The organism is Streptomyces sp. NPDC101194, assembly GCF_044767885.1.
Taxonomy (GTDB): Bacteria; Actinomycetota; Actinomycetes; order Streptomycetales; family Streptomycetaceae; genus Streptomyces.
Genome location: NZ_JBIWOS010000009.1, coordinates 282004 through 298833 on the forward strand (window position 1 = coordinate 282004; position 16830 = coordinate 298833).

17 protein-coding genes are annotated in these 16830 nt (G+C 70.6%); 7 read left to right on the top strand and 10 right to left on the bottom strand.

Features of this window, described 5'->3' with window-relative positions; translation table 11 throughout:
- Positions 1-46: 46 nt before the first annotated feature.
- Both ACIRP2_RS29730 and ACIRP2_RS29735 read left to right on the top strand, forming a co-directional pair.
- On the top strand, positions 47-760 hold the full coding sequence (locus ACIRP2_RS29730) for a TetR/AcrR family transcriptional regulator (RefSeq protein WP_404255581.1): 714 nt from the start codon (positions 47-49) through the stop codon (positions 758-760).
- Positions 761-835: 75 nt separating this feature from the next.
- Positions 836-1288: a hypothetical protein gene (locus ACIRP2_RS29735; RefSeq protein WP_404255583.1), complete on the top strand. Its 453-nt coding sequence runs from the start codon at positions 836-838 to the stop codon at positions 1286-1288.
- Between the two features lie 54 nt (positions 1289-1342).
- On the opposite strand, the gene ACIRP2_RS29740 is transcribed toward ACIRP2_RS29735, so the two are convergent.
- The 10 genes from ACIRP2_RS29740 to ACIRP2_RS29785 form a co-directional block, all read right to left on the bottom strand.
- Positions 1343-1828, bottom strand: a complete 486-nt coding sequence (locus ACIRP2_RS29740; RefSeq protein WP_404255585.1) for a hypothetical protein — start codon at positions 1826-1828, stop codon at positions 1343-1345.
- 134 nt (positions 1829-1962) lie between these two features.
- Positions 1963-2646 carry a uracil-DNA glycosylase gene (locus ACIRP2_RS29745; RefSeq protein ID WP_351072868.1) on the bottom strand — a complete coding sequence of 228 codons (684 nt, stop codon included), beginning with the start codon at positions 2644-2646 and terminating at the stop codon, positions 1963-1965.
- A gap of 88 nt (positions 2647-2734) precedes the next feature.
- Positions 2735-4315 carry an ABC transporter substrate-binding protein gene (locus tag ACIRP2_RS29750; RefSeq protein WP_404255587.1) on the bottom strand — a complete coding sequence of 527 codons (1581 nt, stop codon included), beginning with the start codon at positions 4313-4315 and terminating at the stop codon, positions 2735-2737.
- A gap of 118 nt (positions 4316-4433) precedes the next feature.
- On the bottom strand, positions 4434-5189 hold the full coding sequence (locus ACIRP2_RS29755; RefSeq protein WP_404255589.1) for an SDR family oxidoreductase: 756 nt from the start codon (positions 5187-5189) through the stop codon (positions 4434-4436).
- A gap of 20 nt (positions 5190-5209) precedes the next feature.
- Positions 5210-5971 (bottom strand): 3-oxoacyl-ACP reductase FabG, encoded by a 762-nt coding sequence (gene fabG, locus ACIRP2_RS29760; RefSeq protein ID WP_404255591.1) that lies wholly within the window; start codon positions 5969-5971, stop codon positions 5210-5212.
- A 236-nt stretch (positions 5972-6207) separates the two neighbouring features.
- Positions 6208-6591 carry a DUF3037 domain-containing protein gene (locus ACIRP2_RS29765; protein ID WP_404255593.1) on the bottom strand — a complete coding sequence of 128 codons (384 nt, stop codon included), beginning with the start codon at positions 6589-6591 and terminating at the stop codon, positions 6208-6210.
- On the bottom strand, positions 6588-7442 hold the full coding sequence (locus tag ACIRP2_RS29770) for a HipA family kinase (RefSeq protein ID WP_404255595.1): 855 nt from the start codon (positions 7440-7442) through the stop codon (positions 6588-6590). The genes ACIRP2_RS29765 and ACIRP2_RS29770 overlap by 4 nt, the downstream gene beginning before the upstream one ends.
- Before the next feature lie 666 nt (positions 7443-8108).
- On the bottom strand, positions 8109-8993 hold the full coding sequence (locus ACIRP2_RS29775; protein WP_404255597.1) for an ABC transporter ATP-binding protein: 885 nt from the start codon (positions 8991-8993) through the stop codon (positions 8109-8111).
- Positions 8990-9955, bottom strand: a complete 966-nt coding sequence (locus ACIRP2_RS29780) for a FecCD family ABC transporter permease (protein WP_404255709.1) — start codon at positions 9953-9955, stop codon at positions 8990-8992. Before ACIRP2_RS29780 ends, ACIRP2_RS29775 begins: the two co-directional genes overlap by 4 nt.
- Before the next feature lie 56 nt (positions 9956-10011).
- On the bottom strand, positions 10012-11067 hold the full coding sequence (locus tag ACIRP2_RS29785; RefSeq protein WP_404255599.1) for an ABC transporter substrate-binding protein: 1056 nt from the start codon (positions 11065-11067) through the stop codon (positions 10012-10014).
- A 334-nt stretch (positions 11068-11401) separates the two neighbouring features.
- Here ACIRP2_RS29785 and ACIRP2_RS29790 point away from each other — a divergent pair, with 334 nt between their 5' ends.
- The 5 genes from ACIRP2_RS29790 (at position 11402) to ACIRP2_RS29810 (ending at position 16769) form a co-directional block, all read left to right on the top strand.
- On the top strand, positions 11402-12898 hold the full coding sequence (locus ACIRP2_RS29790; RefSeq protein ID WP_404255601.1) for a PepSY-associated TM helix domain-containing protein: 1497 nt from the start codon (positions 11402-11404) through the stop codon (positions 12896-12898).
- A complete protein-coding gene (locus ACIRP2_RS29795) occupies positions 12895-13554 on the top strand; it encodes a DUF5134 domain-containing protein (RefSeq protein WP_404255603.1) in 660 nt (219 codons plus the stop codon). The genes ACIRP2_RS29790 and ACIRP2_RS29795 overlap by 4 nt, the downstream gene beginning before the upstream one ends.
- Positions 13555-13750: 196 nt before the next feature.
- The gene (locus ACIRP2_RS29800; RefSeq protein WP_404255605.1) at positions 13751-13969 is read left to right on the top strand and encodes a hypothetical protein; all 219 of its coding nucleotides are present in this window, start codon (positions 13751-13753) and stop codon (positions 13967-13969) included.
- The gene (locus tag ACIRP2_RS29805; protein WP_404255607.1) at positions 13969-16251 is read left to right on the top strand and encodes a heavy metal translocating P-type ATPase; all 2283 of its coding nucleotides are present in this window, start codon (positions 13969-13971) and stop codon (positions 16249-16251) included. Before ACIRP2_RS29800 ends, ACIRP2_RS29805 begins: the two co-directional genes overlap by 1 nt.
- On the top strand, positions 16251-16769 hold the full coding sequence (locus tag ACIRP2_RS29810; RefSeq protein ID WP_404255609.1) for a copper chaperone PCu(A)C: 519 nt from the start codon (positions 16251-16253) through the stop codon (positions 16767-16769). The genes ACIRP2_RS29805 and ACIRP2_RS29810 overlap by 1 nt, the downstream gene beginning before the upstream one ends.
- The last annotated feature ends 61 nt before the right edge of the window (positions 16770-16830 follow it).

Sequence of the window (16830 nt, forward strand, 5' to 3'; positions counted from 1 at the left end):
CGCCTTCACCGTACTACAGGTGTAGTTAGAAAGGTAGATTGGCCCCATGTCCACACGCGCCACCGGCACCTCCCGGGCCGACCTCATCACCGATGCCGCCCTCGCACTCCTCGCCGAACGCGGGATGCGCGGGCTGACCCACCGAGCGGTGGACGAACGCGCCGGACTCCCCCAGGGCTCCACGTCCAATTTCGCGCGCACCCGGCAGTCCCTGCTGGAGGCGACGGTCCGGCGGCTGGCGGAGCGTGAGGCCCGGGTGCTCGCACCCGGCGAACTTCCGGCCCCGGGCGGCGGGCCGGCCGACACCCCACGCACCGGCACGGGGCGCGGCCCGGACGGCGGTACGACGCGGAGACCGGAACACGGCGCCGACGGCAACACGACGCACGGGCCGCGCACCGATGCGCAAGCGGTGATCGACGGTCTCGCGCTGGCCCTGCACCGCTATCTCACCCGCCATCCCGAACTGCTCGTCTGCCGTTACGAACTCGCCCTCGAGGCGACCCGGCGCCCGGAACTGCGGGAGTTCTTCGACGCGACGGGACGACAGTTCCGCGAGCCGCTGTCGGCGCTGATGGCCGCGGCCGGATCGACCGAGCCCGAGCGGCACACCCTGTCCCTTGTGGCCTGGTGCGAGGGGCTGATGTTCTCGTGCGCCGCGGGATCGTTCCACCGCTCGGTGCCGACCGAGGAAGAACTGCGCACCGGCTTCACCGAACTGCTGAGCGGAATGCTGGGATCCGATTGGACATTGCGCTGACCGGCGTCACTCGTGCGGGCCAATCAGCGCTTCCCGGCTCACTCCGCACCGGCTCCGCACAGCAGAGTTGCTCAGGTGCAACGAACCAGAATCACCGTGAAGCTCCTGGTCGGCGTGGCCGTCACCACGCTGTCCGGCTGTGTGTCCGTGGCCCCGCAGGCGGACGTTCCGGCCCGGCCCGGGACCAGCAGGCCCGGCCAGGACCTGGCGCCGCAGATCATGCCGCCACCCGCCCACGACAGACTGGAAGCCGTACCGGTCCCCCAGGCGCCCGTCTCCGCGTCCACCCCGACCACCGGCACACCGCCGGACACCCGGCGTGCCGCGCCCCACGCGCCGCGACAACGCAACCACCCAGGAACGGCGCGGCCCCGGCCGCGCCACGCACCGCCCGCCGTGGCCGTGCCCGCCCCGGCCCTGCCGGCCCCCGTCTCCGGGACGGACGTCTGCGCGCTGGGGCGGGGGTACGGGCACTGGCCCGCAGGCAGCCCGCAGTCCCGCATCTGTGAGAACACCTACGGTCACTGAGCCCGGCAGGAGAGAGCCGGGCGGGTGGCCCGTCCGCCAGGGACGGGCCACCCCTCACAGCTCCCGCAGCCTCAGCTCCAGCCGCGTGATCGCCGCGCGGACCCCTCCCCCGTATCCGTCGTCCGCCCCGTCGTCCGCGAGCACATCGGAGGCGGCGCGCGCCCTGTCCAGATGGATCCGGGCCGCCTCGGGACGCTGGAGCTTCACATAGTCCGCGGCGAGATTGAGATGGAGCGAGGGATAGAACGCCCGCAACGCGGACGCGTCGGCATGCTGCGCCGCACTCTCGTCGGTGAGACTGTCAGCCGCGGTCAACGCCCTCAGGTCCCAAGCCAGTTCATCCCCGGGATCGTCCTGGGTGTCGGCCATGTAGTGCGCGAGGGTACAGCGGTGCAGGGCATCACCGTCCTCGCCGATCTCCGACCAGAGGCCGCCGAAGCGATTGCGGGCCTCCTCCCGGTCACCGCCGTGCAGCAGCATGATCGCCTGGCCGATCCTGGTCATGACGGCGTCCTTCGACGCCTCCCGCTGCTCCGTCACCGCGGCCTCCCTGTTCCTGTCCACCCGTTCCTGATCGACGCTAGCCGCAGCCGCGGTCAATCCCGCTGAGGCTCGGGCGGGCGCCCGGGTCTGTCCTCCGGGCGCCCGCTGTCGACGGAGCGGGAACCCCGGCGTCAGCCCAGATCGGGGATGCGCCAGTCGATGGCCTGGTGCCCCTGCGCCGCAACCGCCTCGTTGATCTGCGTGAACGGGCGGGAGCCGAAGAACTTCTTGGCGGAGAGCGGCGACGGGTGCGCGCCCTTCACCACCACATGCCGTTCCTCGTCGATCAGCGGGAGCTTCTTCTGGGCGTAATTGCCCCAGAGCACGAAGACCGCCGGATCGGGCCGCGAGGCGACCGCGCGGATCACCGCGTCGGTGAACTTCTCCCAGCCCTTGCCCTTGTGCGAGTTGGCCTCGCCCGCGCGCACCGTCAGCACGGCGTTGAGCAGGAGCACGCCCTGCTCCGCCCACGGCATCAGATAGCCGTTGTCCGGGACGGGCAGGCCGAGCTCCTCCTTCATCTCCTTGTAGATGTTCCGCAGGGAGGGCGGCGTCTTCACACCCGGCCGTACCGAGAAGCACAGGCCGTGCCCCTGCCCCTCGCCGTGGTACGGGTCCTGACCGAGGACGAGGACCTTCACCTTGTCGTAGGGCGTGGCCTCCAGGGCGGCGAACACCTGGTCGCGCGGCGGATAGACCGGCCCCTTGGCCCGCTCCTCCTCGACGAACTCGGTGAGCTCCTTGAAGTAGGGCTTCTGCAGCTCTTCGCCGAGGACGCCGCGCCACGACTCGGGCAGCAGGTCGGTGTCGGTCACGTCAACAACCTCCGGTAAGTAATACGTTCTTCACCCGAGAACCTACCGGGGGCCACTGACAACAGACGCCGCGAGCCCTGTTGCCTGCCTACCAGCTGGCCTTGCGGTACAGCTCCCACATCTGCATCACCGTCTGCGGGTCCAGCGCGCGCTCCCCGCCGCCGATGTCCTCGCCGGAGGCGACGTACAGCTTGCCCTGCCACAGCGGCAGCAGCCGTACGTCGTCGACCAGGATCTGCTGGGCGCGTTCGAACTGCTTGCTGACCGCTCCCCGGTCGCTCTCCTTGCGGGTCTGCGGCAGCAACTGCTGGGTGATCTCGTTCTTCACGTACGGCATCCCGGTGATGCTGTCCTTGCCCACGAAGGGGGCGATGAAGTTGTCCGGGTCCGGGAAGTCCGGGAACCAGCCGCGGCCGAAGACGGGGTACTGCCCCTTGGTGAAGCCTTCCTGGAACTCCTTCCAGGGCTTGCTCCGCAGCGTGATCCGGAACAGTCCGGAGGCCTCCAGCTGACGCTTGAGCTCGTCGAACTCGGGCGCCGTGGAGGAACCGTATCGGTCGGTCGTGAACCAGAACGTCATCGTGACGGGCCTGGTGATACCGGCCTTGGCGAGGATCTGCTTCGCCTTGACCTTGTCCGGTTCGCCGTAGGCGTCGAAGAAGCTGGTGGTGTGACCGGCGATGCCCTTGGGGACCATGGAGTACAGCGGCTCGGCGGTACCCTGGTAGACCTTGGCCACCAGGGCGTCACGGTCGACGAGCTGGGCGATGGCCCGCCGTACGGCCACGTTCCCGGCGGCCGGGTCCTCGGGGTTGAAGACCAGGAATCGGATGTCCGCGCCGACCGTCTCCACGATCTGCAGTTTGCTGTCCGGGTCCTTGTTGTCCTCGAGATTGACGACCTCCTCGGCGGTGAGGCCTCGGTAGATCGCGTCGATCTCGTTCTTCTTCAGTGCCGCGACCACGGGCGCCGATTCCTTGAAGTAGCGGATGGTCACGGCGTCGTTCTTACGGTTGGCGAAGCCCTTGTAGTCCGGGTTCTTCACCAGATCGGCCCGATTCCCCGGCTTGTACGAATCAAGCAGGTAGGGGCCGGAACCGGTGACCCTTCCATCGCTGCGGATCCTGTGCTTCGAATAGTCGCTCGGTGCCACGAGCGACATCGCGGGGGTGGCGAGGATGAAGGGGAATGTGGCGTCCGGCTTGGTCAGATGGAAGACGACGACGTCGTCCCCCCTGGTCTCGACCCGGTCGAGCGAGCCGAGCATGCCGACGGGTCCGCCCTTGACGTTGATGTCCCTGATCCGGTCGATGGAGTACTTCACGGCCTCGGCGTCGAGTTTGTCGCCATTGGAGAATTTCAGGCCCTCGCGGAGTTTGCACCGGTAGGCCGTGCTGCTGGTATCGGTGAACGTGCACGATTCCGCGGCATCGGGCTCGGGACTGTTGCTGCCCGAGGGAAAACTCACCAGGGTTTGGAAGACATTCCGCATCAGCTCCCAGGAGTTGTCCCACGCCGCCGCCGGATCGAGGCTCGAGGGCTCACTGGTCGTACCGACGACTATCTTCTCCTCCTCTTTCGAGCCGCCGTCGGAGAGAAGTCCGCAGCCTGCCAGCAGAGAAAGGGCAGCAAGGACTGCAGTGGCCTGCACACTGGCCCGGTAGAACACGTGAACGCTCCTCGATCAGCCATAGGTCGGCAGACCTTACCGCAGTGCCCCGTCGGGTCAATCCGTAGGCCCGACAGGGCACTTGAGTCAATCAGGGCCAAAACCGCTCAGGCCGCGCTCAGCTCACGCCGGCATTCAGGAAGATCCCGCCGTCGACGACCAGGGTCTGTCCGGTGATCCATTCGGACTGGCTCGACGTGAGAAACGCGGCGGCGCCTCCGATGTCCTCGGGAGCGCCCAGCCGGCCGAGCGGATAGGCGGCGGCAGCCTCCGCCTCACGGCCCTCGTACAGCGCCCGGGCGAATTTCGTCTTCACCACCGCGGGAGCGATCGCGTTGACCCGCACGACCGGCGCGAACTCGTGCGCCAGCTGGAGGGTCAGATTGACCATGGCGGCCTTGCTCATGCCGTACGCGCCGACGAACGGCGAGGCGGAGATCCCGGCGATCGAGGCGATGTTGACGATCGCCCCGCCGTTCTCCTTCTGCCAGGCCTTCCAGGTCCGCTGGGCGAATCCGAGCGCCGAGATCACATTGGTCTCGAACACCTTGCGCGCGACATTGAGATCGAGGTCCGCGATCGGGCCGAAGACCGGATTCGTCCCCGCGTTGTTGACAAGGAAGTCGACCCGGCCGAACGCCTCCATGGTGCGCTCGACGGCCGCCGCCTGGTGCGCCTCGTCGTGCGCCTTGCCCGCCACACCGATGACCCGGTCGGAGCCGAGCCGCTCGACGGCCTCCTTGAGTGCCTCCTCGCCGCGTCCGGTGATGCACACCCGGTCGCCGCGGGCCACGAGCGCCTCGGCGACGCCGTAGCCGATGCCCCGGCTCGCGCCCGTGATGAGCGCGACCTTCCCACTGTCCTGCACAGTCATGACGTCCGCCTCCCTTCGGATCAGTTGAGCGGTCCGCCGGCGACGTACATCACCTGGCCGGAGACGAAGCCCGCCGCGTCGCCCGTGAAGAAGGCGATGGCGTTGGCGATGTCCTCGGGACGGCCGACGCGCTGCACCGCGATCTGCGTGGCGGCAGCGGCCTGGAACTCCTCGAAGCCCATTCCGATGCGGGCCGCGGTCTGCGCGGTCATCTCGGTGACGACGAAGCCGGGAGCGACGGCGTTGGCCGTGATGCCGAACTTGCCCAGCTCCTTGGCGAGGGTCTTCGTGAAGCCCTGCAGACCCGCCTTGACGGCGGAGTAGTTGGCCTGACCGCGGTTGCCGAGCGCCGAGGAGGAGGAGAGCGAGACGATACGGCCGAACCCGGCGTCCACCATGTGCTTCTGGACGGCCTTGGCCATCAGGAACGCACCCTTGAGGTGCACGTTCATGACGGTGTCCCAGTCGGACTCGCTCATCTTGAAGAGCAGGTTGTCACGGAGCACGCCCGCGTTGTTGACGAGGATCGTCGGGGCCCCGAGCTCGGCGGCGACCCGCGCGACCGCGGCTTCCACCTGGGCGCTGTCCGACACATCGCAGCCGACGGCGAGGGCGGTGCCCCCGGCGGCGGTGATCTTCTCGACCGTGTCCTTGCAGGCCGCCTCGTCGAGGTCGAGTACGGCGACGGCGCGGCCCTCGGCCGCCAGGCGTACCGCAGTGGCGGCGCCAATGCCCCGCGCCGCCCCGGTCACGATGGCGACGCGCTGCTCGGTGGTGGACATGCTTGGTTCTCCTCGCCCTTGGATCGCCGCTCAGCGGACGTCGGGGCATCCCCGGCACGGAATCCTCGTGTGCGCGGGATCTTCCCGATATCTGAGCAACCGCTTAGTACCTTCAGCAGACGAGACGCTAGAAGCCCTGACACCCGGTGTCAACGGCCCACGGCCACGGGGGCGCATGTCACACCCGCAGGCGCCGCCGCCTCGGTGGTCGGGTGCGGCGCCGCGGGGCTGGAGGATCAGCGGACGAGCAGATCGAGCAGCCGCGTGACCTCGGCTTCCGGGTCGTTCGTGAGGCCGCTGTGCACGGGGCTCGGCTGGATGACGGTGGAGCGCGGCGCGATCAGCCAGCGGAAGCGGCGGCCCGCGTCGTCACCGGCCGCCTGGCCCGCGTCCGTACCGCCGCGGCAGACTCCCTCCACCGCGTGCAGGGCGGCCTGTACACCGACCACGTCGGCGTTCGGGTCCAGGGCCTTCAGCTTGGCCTCGTCGAGATGGGTACGGGCGCCGACGAAACCCCGCGCGCGGCAGTAGACGACCACGCCCGCGTTGAAGAACTCGCCGCGCTGCACCCGCGGCACCACGCGCAGCAGCGCGTACTCGAAGACATCGCGCTCACTCACCGCTGGCCGTCCTTGTCGCTCTTCTTGGTGGGATGCGGCCACGGGGTGAGGTGCTCGGTGAGCCAACCGGGGGCCTGGGAGGGCTTGGGTTCGGTGGGGGCCTCCATCGTGATCCGCTCATGGATGGTCGCGGCACGCGGCAGCAGTGCCTCCACATAGGCGCGGCGCAGCTCGTCCGTGGAATCGAAGCCGGGCTCGTCCACCAGCCACTCGTCGGGGACGTCGGCCGTGACCTCGGTGAGCAGTTCCTCCGTGACCAGCGGAGCGAGCTCGGCGGCGGCTGCCGCGACATCGGGCGCGAAGGGGGCGAGCGCGTGGTCCGAGGCGTTGTACGGCTTGGCGGCGGAGGTCTGGGCTCCGGGCCAGTTGTGATGCCAGATCATGGTGGCGCCGTGATCGATGAGCCACAGATCGCCGTGCCAGATCAACATGTTCGGATTGCGCCAGGAACGGTCGACGTTGTTGATCAGGGCGTCGAACCAGACGACCCGTCCGGCTTCCCGGGAGTCCACCTGGTAGGCGAGCGAGTCGAAGCCGATGGATCCCGGCAGGAAGTCCATCCCCAGGTTGAGCCCGCCACTGGCCTTCAGGAGTTCCTGCACCTCCTGGTCGGGCTCGGCGAGCCCGATGACCGGGTCGAGCTGGATCTGCACGAGATCGGGGACGCGCAGGCCGAGCCGACGGCCGAGCTGTCCGCAGATGACCTCCGCGACCAGGGTCTTGCGCCCCTGTCCGGCGCCGGTGAATTTCATGACGTAGGTGCCGAGGTCGTCGGCCTCGACGATTCCTGGCAACGATCCGCCCTCCCGCAAGGGCGTGACATAGCGGGTCGCTGTGACTTCGGTAAGCATTTTCTCAGGCTATACGGCTCACATCTCTGGAGTTCCACGGACCGAAGTCAGGGCCGCACAGCCCTTGGTCGCAGAATGCGCGCGCCGTTGCGCACCTGCTTCGATGGGGCTCGATAGAGGGCTCGATTCCGAGTTGGAGCGGGAATCCGATTGCTCCTGCATGCGCACCCGGGCGTCGAGCAACACCGGCCTGTGCACGACCCGGCCGCGGACTCCCCTCCGGAAACGTGGCGGCCCCTGGCGACGGTGCGGCCGGACGAACAGGGTGTGAGGGGACATCCCGAGGTGGTCGACCGCTTCCCGCACATCGAGAAAAGCTCTGATACTCGCTCCGGATGCGTCAGCCGCTGGATCGGATTTGGCCCCGGACAGGGAGGACGGCATCTTGGCACCTCGGGATCACAAAGACGGTCGAAGGACACATTGATTCCGCGTATTGCGGGACAGGTGAGAACTCGCCCGCCCGGCTCCACCACCAAGCGCAGTCCAGTGCGAACTCAACGGTCGCGACGATCGCCGGTTCGGCCAAACGGCGATCACGGCCTGCGGTGCACGCCGCATCAGATGAATCCGACAGCTTCTCGGGCCGGCCGCCGTCGGGCAGCCGGCCGGTATGAGCGCAGGGCCGGGGTCGCGCCGTCCGCAACGAGCACCAGTGGATCGTCCTCAGTGATGGTCGTCGCACACCACCGCTGCATCGCCTGACTCTTTCTGCTGCTCACGCGCCCACTCACCGTCAGCTTGCGCCATCGTGTCCTTGGGCGTCGCCCGGGATCGAGTCGCCGCGAGCGGGTCCGCCTCGTACGTGACCCGGATGACGCCGTCGGGGTGTCGTTCGGCGCGTGCGCGGACACCGAAGACCTCGTGAAAGAGGTCCGGAGTGAGGACGTCGAGGACCGGGCCCGCGGCGACGACACGGCCGTCGTGCAGGACGACGAGGCCGTTGCAGAGCCGGGCGGCCAGATCGAGGTCGTGCAGCACGGCAAGGGTCGTGACGCCGGTGTTCCGGATCAGGCCGAGAAGTTCGAACCGGGCCCGGATGTCGAGGTGGTTGGTCAGTTCGTCCAGGACGAGGAGTTCCGGGGCCTGGGCGAGGGCTCGGGCGAGCAGGACGCGCTGGCGCTCGCCGCCGGAGAGCGAGGAGAGGTCGCGGTCGGCGAGCGGCGCGATGCCGCAGCTCTCCATCGCCCCGACGACCGCGCGCCGGTCGCTCTCGCCGTCGCGCCCCAGCACCCCGTGGTGTGGGGTGCGGCCGAGCGCCACTGTCTCGACGACGGTGAGGCCGCCCGCGCCCGCGCCGTCCTGGAGGACGGCGGCGGTGTGCCGGGCGGCGGCCCGCGAGGAGAGCCGCCACACATCCCGCCCGCTCACCTCGACGACCCCCGCGACGGGCCGCAGCGAACGGTAGACGGCACGCAGCAGGGTGGACTTGCCGCTCCCGTTGGGGCCGACGAGGCCGACGATCTGGCCTGGTGACACGTCCAGTCCGATGTCGTGCAGGACCGGGGTGTCGTCGAGGGTGACGTGGAGGCCGTCCACGGTGAGTCTCATGCGGCGTCGAGCCCCTTGTTGCGGCGCAGCAGCCAGAGGAAGAACGGTGCGCCGAGCAGTGCGGTGAGGATGCCCAACGGGAGCTCGTTGGGCCGGTTGAGGGTACGGGAGAGCAGGTCGACCAGTACGAGGTAGACGGCCCCGAGGAGTGCGCTCAGCGGGAGCAGCCTGCGATGGTCGGCACCGAGGGCGAGCCGTATCAGGTGCGGGATCATCAGGCCGACGAAGCCGATGCCGCCCGCGACGGCGATGACGGTCCCGGTCAGGAGTGCGCTCACCACGAGCAGCACCGCACGGGTGCGGTGCACGTCCACGCCGAGCGACGTCGCCGACTCGTCCCCCGCGAGCAGCGCGTTCAGACGCCGCCCGAAGAAGGAGAGCAACGCCACCCCGAGTGCCACCACGGCCGTGACGGTGGGCAGTTGACTCCAGCGGGCGCCGGAGACGCTGCCCAGCATCCAGAACATGACGCCGCGCAGCTCGGTCGGTGTGGCCCGCAGTTGCACGAAGCTCGTCGCCGACAGCAGCACGTAGCCGACCGCGACCCCGGCGAGCACGAGCCGCGTGGGCGCGAGCCGTCCCCTGCGTTGTCCGAGCGCGAAGACCAGCATCCCCGCCAGGAGTGCCCCCACGAACGCCGCCCCGGAGACGCCGAGTCCGCCGAGGCCCGCCCCGCCGAGCGTGATCACGAGGACCGCGCCCAGCGAAGCTCCGTGCGAGAAACCGAGGACCGTGGGATCGGCGAGCGGGTTGGAGACAAGGGTCTGCAGGACAGCGCCGGAGACGGCGAGTCCCGCCCCCACGACCGCCGCGAGGACGACACGCGGGGTGCGGAACTGCCAGACGATCTGGTCGAGGGCGACGTCGTCCACGGGCCCCCGGCCGGTGACGTGGTGGACGAGGACCGTCCACACGTCACCGACCGGCACGCCGACCGTGCCGATGCCGACGGCGAGGACCATCGAGACCAGCAGCGCGGCGGTGAGCACGAGGACGCAGGCCCACAACGGGAGACGGCTCAGAAGACGTCGGGATGCAGCATCCTGGCGATCTTCTCGACCGCCACGTCGTTGCTGGGGCCGAGGTACATGGAGTCGGACAGCACCACGAACTTGTTCTTCTTGGCTGCGGGCCACTGGGGGAACTCCTTGAGCAGCTTCTTCGCGTATGCCGTCGGGTCCGGGTCGTTGTAGCTGACGACCACGAGGGCGTCCACGTCGGTGGCGGCGACCTTCTCCTTGCTGAGGTCGGCGAAGGAGGTCCTCGACGCGCTCGCGAAAGCGTTGCTGCCGCCGGCCCTGGCAAGGATGTCGTTGTAGATGCCGTGGGCGGCGACGGAACTGAAGTCGTTGCCGCCCATGGTCATGTTGGAGAAGATGACCATGACCTTCGGCTTCTTCGCTTCGCCGATCCTCTCCGCCACGTCGGCGATGTTCCGCCGTTCGGTGGCGACGAGCTTCTCGGCCCTGTCCTCGACGCCGAAGACCTTGCCCATGTCCCGCAGCAGTGCGTAGCTGTCGTCGATCGTCATGTTCAGGTTGTCCTGGCCGCAGCCCTCGGGCGAGACGTAGGTGCGCGCCCCGACCTCCTCGAGCTGTTCGCGGGTGGCGAAGCCGTTCTCGGCGTCGAAACCGTAGGACGTGGTGGAGAGCACGAAGTCGGGACGCAGACCGATCATGGCCTCGCGCGGGATGTCGAAGGCGTCGTTCGGTTTCACCCCGCCCGTGGGCAGCTTCTTCATCTCTTCGGCGCGCCCGGGGACTTCGGACATGCCGTAGGACTGCTGGTTGGAGACGATCCGGTCCCCCTGGCCGAGGGCGAGCAGCGTGGACACCTCGGCGACCGAGGCCCCGTTCATCACGACGACCCGGCTGGGGGCCTTGTCGAACTTCTGGTTCAGCCCGCAGTTCTTGAGAGTGACGGGGTAATCGCCCCGCGCGGCGGGGGACGTCTTCTGGTCGGCACCCGTCTTCTTGCCGTCCGCGCCGGAGCCGGAGTCCGATTCGGAACAGCCGGCCGCGGCGAGGCACAGCAGGGCGGCGAGAGCGATGGCTGCCGGCCTACATGTCGGCATGGGGTTCTCCTCGGTGATCAAGTGGGCGCGTCAAGGCGCTGTTGCAGGAGTCGGGGGCAGAGGCGGGGAAGTTCCCGGCGGTCGGGGTGTGATGTACGTGACGCAGGCGATTGCCGGCGCGGTGGGCGCGGGGAAGGCCGTACGCCCGGCGCGACCGGACCTGGGACGGCGCCCGGGGTGCGGACTACCCCCGGTCACAGGTCGGTCCGGACGCGCGGCAGCACCGCTCACCGATCTGCGGCCTGCGTCACACCTGCGCGCGGGAACTCGCGCACCTTTCGCACCGACTTCTGTACGTCACCGTCCCCACCGGTCCACGCACGAGGAAGAATCGATGACCGAGACCACGCCTGCCGCGTCACCACCGCCCCGGCAACGCTCGGCCGAGGAGACCTCCCCGGTCGAGGAATTCACCACGTCCGCGCCGAGCAACGGCGGCGGCACCTGGAGCGGGTTGCGCCCCCTCCTGCTCCGCCTGCACTTCTACGCGGGCATCCTCATCGGCCCGTTCCTGCTCGTCGCGGCCGTCACCGGACTGCTCTACACGGCCACCCCGCAGATCGAGTCCGTCGCCTACCGCCACGAGTTGAAGGTCACCCCGCACGGCGAGCAGAAGCCGCTCACCGCTCAGGTGGACGCCGCCCGCGAGGCGATACCCGGCGGGCGGCTCGTCTCCGTCACCAGGGGTGCGGGGGACAGCGACACGACCCGGGTCACCTTCGACGTCAAGGGATTGCCCGAGGGCTGCACACAGACCGCGTTCGTCGATCCGTACGACGCCAAGGTGCTCGGCACGCTGCGCACCTTCGGCGAGTGGCTGCCCGTACGGTCCTGGTTCGACGGGCTGCACCGCACCCTGAACCTCGGCGACTTCGGCCGCAACTACAGCGAGATCGCCGCGAGCTGGCTGTGGGTAGAGGTGCTCGGCGGGCTGGCGCTGTGGCTCGGAGCGCCGCGCAGCCGGGAGCGGCTGCGCAAGCTGTTCGTGCCGCGCCGGGGCCCGAAGGGGCGCGGGCGCACGCTGTCCTGGCACGGGGCGGTCGGGCTGTGGGTGTCGATCGGCTTCCTCGGCCTCTCGGCAACCGGGCTGACCTGGTCGGCACACGCGGGCGCGAACATCGGCAAGATCCAGGACTCGCTGGGCGGGGCGACGCCCTCCGTCTCCTCGGACCTCGGTCACGGCACGCACGGCGGCTCGACGGGGGCGGACTCGGGTGGCGCCTCCGCGGATGCCACCGCCGCGAAGGTCGATCTCGACGAAGCCGTCCGCATCGCACGCTCCGAGGGGCTGCGCGGCAAGCTGGTCATCAGCCCGCCCGCGGACACCAGGAGCGCGTACGTCGTCCGCGAGAACACGCGGCACTGGCCGGAGCAGCAGGACTCGATCGCGATCGACCCGGCCACCGGCAAGGTCACGGACAAGCTGCTCTTCGACGACTTCCCCGTCCTCGCCAAGCTCACCCGCTGGGGCATCGACGCCCACATGGGCCTGCTCTTCGGTCTCGCCAACCAGATCGTCCTCGCGCTCATCGCCGTCGCGCTCATCGGGATGCTCTTCTGGGGCTACCGCATGTGGTGGCTGCGCAGGCCCACCCGGGCGAGTGGGACGCGGCTCGGCCGCGCACCGGCGCGGGGAGCCTGGCGCCGGGTGCCGGGCGGGGTCATGGCGCCGCTCGTCGTCGTGGCGGCCGTCCTCGCTTACCACCTGCCGCTGTTCGGGCTGCCCCTGGTCTGCTTCCTGCTCGGGGACCTGGCGGTCGCGCAGGCACGCCGACGCGCGTGCGAGCGCGCGGAAGCGCGCGCCGAGACACCGAAGGAGACGGCCCGTTGATCGCCGCCACCGGGCTGCGCTGGATTCTGACGCTGCTCTTCTGCGCGCTCGCCGCCTACGGCCTGTGGCGCGCCCTCGCAGCCCGCTCCCACTCGTGGACCGAGCGGCTCGCCCACGCTCTGCACGCGGTCATGGCCCTCGCCATGCTCGCGATGTCCTGGCCCTGGGGCATGGACCTGCCCGGCACGCCGCAGGTGGTCTTCTTCTCCGCCGCCGCAATCTGGTTCGTGCTGATCGCCCTCGCTCCGCCGGGCGGACCCGAACCCCGGGCGCGCACCCTCGTGAACGCACTGCCCCACGCCGCGATGACCGGAGCGATGGCGTGGATGGTCGCCGCGATGTCCTCGGGCATGTCCACGGGCGCGACAGGCGGGGGCCACGCGCACGACATGCCCGGGATGGACATGTCGGCCCCGGGCGCGACCGCGACGATGACGCTCAGCGGCACCGGCGACCGCTGGAGCGCGGGACTGCTCGCCCTCGTTCTGCTGGCGCTCGCGCTGTGGTGGCTCGCGAAGGGTTTCGACAGGGGCCGCCTCGCGCCCCGCACGACGAGCGGCGCGGCCTCGGACGACGCGGTGCGCACCGCATGGGACCTGGGCTGTCACGGGCTGATGGCTCTGGGCATGGCGGTGATGTTCGTCGTGATGGTGTGATCCGCGGGGATCGGCGCACGGGCTGCGGCTCGTGCGACCCCGGGCGCCGGACGCGCGTCCCGGACCGTGATGCTCCTGGGACACGCGTGACAGGTGTCCGTTATGTGACGCACGTCACCCGACTGCGGAGGAACTCGCGGCCCGGTCCGGCCGACCTCTGGACCGTACGACCCGCACTCTCGCCGGAGCCTCCCTCATGGACCACTCTGTGACGCCGTCCGCCGGATGGCGTTCCACCCCCGTGCCGTACGCGCCGCTCGGGGGCTTCCTGCTTCTGCTCGTCACGCTCTTCGCCGTCTCGTACGGGGTGGGGCACCTCGCCGGGCCCGTCGCCCCCGACATGCGCGGGGTCTCGCACCAGGATGACGACCCGGGCTCGCACGACATGGGCGGCATGAGCGGGATGGGCCACTGATGGGCCGGGAGACCGCTCCGCGCACGCTCGCCACGACCGATCTGGTCGTCGGCGGCATGACGTGCGCGGCCTGCGTGCGCAGGGTCGAGAAGAAGCTCGGCGCCCTGGAGGGCGTGCGCGCCACCGTCAATCTCGCGACCGGGACGGCCCGCGTCGAGCACCCGGCGGATCTCGGTACGGACGCGCTCGTCGCCGCCGTCGAGAAGGGCGGGTACACCGCCCGTCTCCCCGAGCCGCCCGCGTCCGAGGAGGACCGGGACGACGAGGCGACCGGTCCGGGTGTCCCGCAGCGGCTGCTGGTCACCGCGCTGCTCGCCGTCCCCGTCCTCGTCCTGTCGATGGTGCCCTCGCTCCAGTTCCGCAACTGGCAGTGGCTGTGCTTCGTGCTCGCCGCGCCCGTCGCCCTCTGGAGCGCGTGGCCCTTCCACCAGCGGGCCTGGCGCGGGCTGCGGCACGGCGCGGCGACGATGGACACGCTCGTCTCGCTCGGCGTGCTCGCCTCCTTCGGCTGGTCCTCGTACGCGCTCTTCCTCGGCGGTGCCGGCGCCCCCGGCATGCGGATGCCCTTCACGCTGCTGCCCACCGCGTCGGACGGGACGGCGCACGTCTATCTCGAAGCGGCCGTCGGCGTACCGCTCTTCGTCCTCCTCGGCCGCCACCTGGAGGTCCGCGCCCGGCGCGGCACCTCGGCCGCCCTGCGTGCGCTCGCCGAGCTCGGCGTGAAGGAGGTGACGGTGCAGAACGGAGCCGTGGAGCGCACCGTCCCGGCCGCGCGCCTCGCGGTGGGCCAGGTCTTCCTCGTACGTCCCGGGGAGCGTGTCGCGACGGACGGCGAGGTCGTGGAGGGCGCGTCCGCCGTGGATCTGTCCCTCGTGACCGGCGAGACGCGGCCCGTGGAGGTCGCGGCCGGCTCCGCCGTCACGGGCGGCTCGGTCAACGCGGGCGGGCTCCTGCTCGTACGCGCGACGGCCGTCGGCGCCGACACCCGGCTCTCCCGCATCACGGCCCTCGTCACCGAGGCCCAGGCCGGGAAGGCCCGCGCCCAGCGGCTCGCCGACACCGTGGCCGGGGTGTTCGTACCGGTCGTTCTCACCCTCGCGGTCACCGTGCTCGGCTTCTGGCTCGGCGCGGGCGCGGACCCGCAGCCCGCCTTCACGGCGTGCGTCGCCGTCCTCGTCGTCGCCTGCCCCTGCGCGCTCGGGCTCGCGACCCCCACCGCCCTCATGGCGGCCACCGGCAGAGGCGCCCAGCTCGGCGTCCTCGTCAAGGGACCGCAAGCCCTCGAAACCCTTCGGCGGATCGACACCGTCGTCCTCGACAAGACCGGCACCCTCACCTCCGGGCACCTCACCGTCACCGCCCTCACCGCGCGTGCGGAAGGCCCCGGCGCACAGGAGGTGCTGCGGCTCGCGGCGACCGTCGAGACCGGCTCCGAGCACCCGCTCGGCCGGGCCCTCGTCCGCCACGCCGAGCGCTCCCTCGCCGAGGGCGCGGTACGGCCCGACGCACTCAGCGGTTTCACCGCGACGCCCGGCAACGGCGTGCGCGGACACGTGGACGGGTGGCTCGTCGAGGTCGGCGCCCCCGAGGGCGAACTGCCCGAGGAGCTGGGCGCGGCCCTCGCCACCGCCCTGGAAGCCGCCCACACCCCCGTCCTGGTACGTGTCGACGGGCGGCCCGAGGCCGTTCTCGGGCTCGGCGATGTCGTACGCCCCGGCAGCTATCACGCCGTGGACCGGCTCCGCCGCCTCGGTGTGCACCCCGTCCTCGCCACCGGGGACCGGGAAGAGCCCGCCCGGGCCGTCGCCGCCGCGCTGGGCATCGACGAGACGTACTCCCGCTGCACCCCCGAGCGCAAAGCGGAGCTCGTCCGTGCGCTGCGCGCGGAGGGGAAGCGGGTCGCGGTCGTGGGGGACGGCGTCAATGACGCGGCGGCACTCGCCGGGGCGGACCTCGGCATCGCGATGGGCACCGGCACCGATGTCGCCATCGGTGCCGCCGACGTCACCCTCGTCCGCGACGACATCGAAGCCCTCGCCGACGCCGTACGCCTCGCCCGCCGCACCCTCGCCACCATCCGTGGCAACCTGCTGTGGGCCTTCGGCTACAACGTCGTCACCGTCCCGCTCGCCATGGTGGGTCTGCTCGACCCGATGCTCGCCGCCGCCGCGATGTCCCTCAGCTCGGTCCTCGTCGTCCTCGGCAGCCTCCGCCTGCGCCGCTGGCAGCCCTCCGCCACCGTGGCGCGGCGCCGGCGCCCCTCCCCGAGGGCGGCGTTCTGATGCCCGTTCCCTCCGCGCGCCTGCGCGCCCCGCTCGCCGCCGTCGGCGTTCCCGTCCTCGCCTGCGCCCTCGCCCTCTGCGGTCTCGGCACCTGGGCGGCGAGCGGACGTGCCGGGAGCCCGCCGCACGTGGCCGTCGCGAATGCGTACGTCTACCAGCCGCTCGGCTCGACGCCGGAGACCGCCGCCTTCTTCGTCCTCACCAACGACGGCGGCTCCGCCGACCGGCTCGTGAAGGTCGCCTCGCGCGACACGGCCGCGCCTCCCGCGCTGAGCCGACACCGCATGACGTCCTTCGGCTCCGCCTACCGGCAGCCGGTGGACTCCGCCACCGTCCCGGCCGAGGACGGGCTCACGATGGCTCCGCACGGGATCGACGTGACCGTACGGCCGAAGGGGAAATGGCGGGCCGGCGGAGAGGTCTCCTTCACGCTGCACTTCGCGCACGGGAAGCCGTTGAGGGTCCGGGCGGTGGTGGTCCGGCCGGGTACGGAGACGGACCGCCCTCTTCGCCCGTAGCACCATGCCCCGCACCGCCGCCTGTTCCCGCCGCATATGCCGGAACTCCGCTCCAGCAGTC

Bases quoted from the DNA above. Each gene is read 5' to 3' on its own strand.
- ACIRP2_RS29785 (WP_404255599.1), bottom strand. From the start codon at position 11,067: ATGCCGACATGTAGGCCGGCAGCCATCGCTCTCGCCGCCCTGCTGTGC.
- fabG (WP_404255591.1), bottom strand. From the start codon at position 5,971: ATGTCCACCACCGAGCAGCGCGTCGCCATCGTGACCGGGGCGGCGCGG.
- ACIRP2_RS29755 (WP_404255589.1), bottom strand. From the start codon at position 5,189: ATGACTGTGCAGGACAGTGGGAAGGTCGCGCTCATCACGGGCGCGAGC.
- ACIRP2_RS29775 (WP_404255597.1), bottom strand. From the start codon at position 8,993: ATGAGACTCACCGTGGACGGCCTCCACGTCACCCTCGACGACACCCCG.
- ACIRP2_RS29810 (WP_404255609.1), top strand. From the start codon at position 16,251: ATGCCCGTTCCCTCCGCGCGCCTGCGCGCCCCGCTCGCCGCCGTCGGC.
- ACIRP2_RS29770 (WP_404255595.1), bottom strand. From the start codon at position 7,442: ATGCTTACCGAAGTCACAGCGACCCGCTATGTCACGCCCTTGCGGGAG.
- ACIRP2_RS29780 (WP_404255709.1), bottom strand. From the start codon at position 9,955: ATGGTCCTCGCCGTCGGCATCGGCACGGTCGGCGTGCCGGTCGGTGAC.
- ACIRP2_RS29800 (WP_404255605.1), top strand. From the start codon at position 13,751: ATGGACCACTCTGTGACGCCGTCCGCCGGATGGCGTTCCACCCCCGTG.
- ACIRP2_RS29730 (WP_404255581.1), top strand. From the start codon at position 47: ATGTCCACACGCGCCACCGGCACCTCCCGGGCCGACCTCATCACCGAT.
- ACIRP2_RS29805 (WP_404255607.1), top strand. From the start codon at position 13,969: ATGGGCCGGGAGACCGCTCCGCGCACGCTCGCCACGACCGATCTGGTC.
- ACIRP2_RS29790 (WP_404255601.1), top strand. From the start codon at position 11,402: ATGACCGAGACCACGCCTGCCGCGTCACCACCGCCCCGGCAACGCTCG.